The following is a 2652-nucleotide window of genomic DNA, read 5'->3' on the forward strand; positions in this document are numbered from 1 at the left end:
AAGTTCGTTGGTGGCATGAGGAAGACCGACGAGGAAACGATGCACGTCGTTGAGATGGTTCTATCGGGTGATGTCAACAAGGACATCGTTGCTCTCATAAACAGGCACAGCGGTAAGAACGTCTACGCCGTTGGTATATCCGGAAGGGACGGGAGACTGCTCAGGGCGAAGAAGCTTGACAAGGAGAAGTACTTCAGAGAGCTTGGACTCCCCACACCGGAGGAGGACGTGGGCTTTGTAGGTGAGGTGGTTGATGTAAACAGCGAGCTTATACTCTCCCTTATAGAGAGGGACTTCATCCCTGTGATAGCACCCGTAGGGGTCGGGGAAGGGGGAGAGGCATACAACATAAACGCCGATATAGCGGCGTCGGAGATAGCAAGACACCTGAAGGCTGAGAAGCTGATATTCCTTACAGATACCGAGGGGGTCAAGGATGCAGAAGGAAGGCTGCTTTCATCCCTGAGCAAGGAGGAGGCAAAGAAACTCATAGAGACGGGGGTGATAAGAGAGGGGATGATACCAAAGGTAAGGTCTGCACTAAAAGCTATGGAATCGGGTGTGAGAAAGGTCCACATAATAGACGGAAGGGTCCAGCACTCCCTCCTCCTTGAGATATTTACCGAGGCAGGCATAGGGACAGAGATAGTTCACTCACAGACCTGACAGCCTCCGAGGGTAAGCCTCTTTATCCTTACGGTCGGCTGGGCATCGGTCACGGGAACACCCTGTCCGTCCTTACCGCAGGTGCCTATAGCCCATCCAAGGTCGTAGCCAACCGCGTCAACATCCTGGAGAGCCTTAGGACCGTTCCCTATCAGGGTAGCTCCCCTTATAGGGTAGGTTATCTCCCCGTTCTCAATCATGTAGCCTTCCATGACCTCAAAGACAAAGTCCCCCGTCACGGTGTTCACCTCTCCACCCCCCATCTTCACCACGTAGACACCTTTCTTTGTATCCCTCAGGATATCCTCGGGATTGTCCTTCCCCTTGTCTATGTAAGTGTTTGTCATCCTGACTATGGGTATGTGAGCGTAGCTCTGCCTCCTTCCGTTCCCGGTTGATTGCTTCCCCTCCTTCATAGCCCTGAGTCTGTCGTACATGTAGCCGACAAGATAGCCGTCCTTTATGAGCACCTTCCTCTGGGCGGGGACTCCCTCATCGTCAACCGTGAAAGAGCCGTTGTGTTCGGGAAGGGTGGCATCGTCTATAACGGTAACGAGTTCGCTGGCGACCTTCTCACCGAGCTTTCCTGCATAAACGGAGAGCCCCTTCTGAACGAGGTCTGCCTCAAGCCCGTGACCGACAGCCTCATGTATCATCGTCCCGCCGGCCTGAGAGGAGAGAACGACCGTGAACTGACCGGCGGGTGCAGGCTTTGCGGTTAGCATGAGGAGTGCCCTCTCCGCAGCTTTCTGAGCGACCATCTCCGGTGGTGTTTGCTCAAATATCTCAAAGCCCTTCCTAGCACCCAGAGACTCGTAGCCTCTCTGGAGAATCTCCCCATCGCTGGCAACAACCTCAACGAAGAAGACCACCCTCTTCTGGGTGTCCTCAGCCATCTCACCGAGGCTGTTTATAATGAGCACCTCCCTGGTTTTATCCATAAGAACCGAGAGAACCTGCTTTATCCTGTCACCGTAGCTCCTCGCCTTGTCCTCAGCTCTCCTCAGTATCTCAGCCCTGAAGTGCATGTCTGTTGAGTCAGGGTCTATGAGGGTAGGGGTCCAGCCTTCGGTGTATCTGAGCCCTATAGCAACGGGTCCGTACCCCTCACCGCGGGCAAGGGTCTTCACGAGCTCGTAGAGATTCTCGTAGGTGGGCTCGGTGGTGTAGCCGTAAAAGGTCTTCCCCCCCTTTATAAGCCTTATACCTACCCCTTCATCGTAGCCGTGGGACACCTTCCCCAGCTTTCTGTCTTCAAGCTCGAGCCTCGTGGTTCTTGACCTCTCGTAGAAGATCTCTCCGTACTCACCTCCCTGAGAGAGTAGGTTGGAGAGAAGAAAACCCGCTTTATCCTTCAAGAGCTCCTTCACTTCGCTCAACTTGTCCTCTACCATACCTGATACCTCCTGAAATCTGCGAAACTATCCGAAGCTGTCCCGCTTTTTATCATGTGCTCAGTAGTATAGTATCACCCATTTAAACTGTATAAAATATGATGACTATGAAGGTAAAGGACAAAGTGAAGGTGGTGATAGAAGGAAAGGAGATTGAGATAGAGAAGGGAACTCCCCTCGGGGAGGTCTTCAGTAAGGCGGGCATAGAGAATGCCCTCGGAGGCAAGATAGGTGATAGGATACTTGACCTCCAGACACCCATAACCCAGGAAGGTGAGATAAAGCTTATAAGAAAGGAAGACCCTGAGAGCTTAGAGATAATGAGGCACTCCTTAGCCCACATAATGGCTCAGGCTCTCAAGGAGCTCTACGGAGCGGATAAGGTCCACTTGGGAGTAGGACCAACGCCGGAAGAGGGCTTCTACTACGACGTTGAGGTTGAGGGGCACAGGATAACGGAGGAAGACCTTCCAAAGATAGAAGAGAAGATGAGGGAGAGAATAAAGAGGGACTACCCGATTCTCAGGAAGGAGCTTGAGAAGGAGGAGGCTGTAAAGCTCTTTGAAAAGCTAAAGGAAAAGTACAAGATAGA

At 52.3% G+C, this 2652-nt stretch carries 2 protein-coding genes and 1 pseudogene; 2 read left to right on the forward strand and 1 reads right to left on the reverse strand.

What is annotated here, in order from left to right:
* Window positions 1–666 (forward strand): acetylglutamate kinase (argB, locus tag AC1HCM_RS08960; protein WP_479461422.1); only part of this gene is annotated, 666 nt, incomplete at its 5' end.
* On the opposite strand, the gene AC1HCM_RS08965 is transcribed toward argB, so the two are convergent.
* Complete coding sequence (locus AC1HCM_RS08965) at window positions 651–2060, reverse strand: TldD/PmbA family protein (protein ID WP_479461423.1); 1410 nt, start codon at window positions 2058–2060, stop codon at window positions 651–653. The two genes, argB and AC1HCM_RS08965, sit on opposite strands and share 16 nt — an antisense overlap.
* Before the next feature lie 107 nt (window positions 2061–2167).
* Between AC1HCM_RS08965 and AC1HCM_RS08970 the strand changes: the two are divergent.
* Window positions 2168–2652 (forward strand): annotated as a pseudogene (locus tag AC1HCM_RS08970) (threonine--tRNA ligase); the annotation flags it as partial.

The organism is Hydrogenivirga sp. (assembly GCF_056450045.1).

Bases quoted from the DNA above. Each gene is read 5' to 3' on its own strand.
- AC1HCM_RS08965 (WP_479461423.1), bottom strand. From the start codon at position 2,060: ATGGTAGAGGACAAGTTGAGCGAAGTGAAGGAGCTCTTGAAGGATAAA.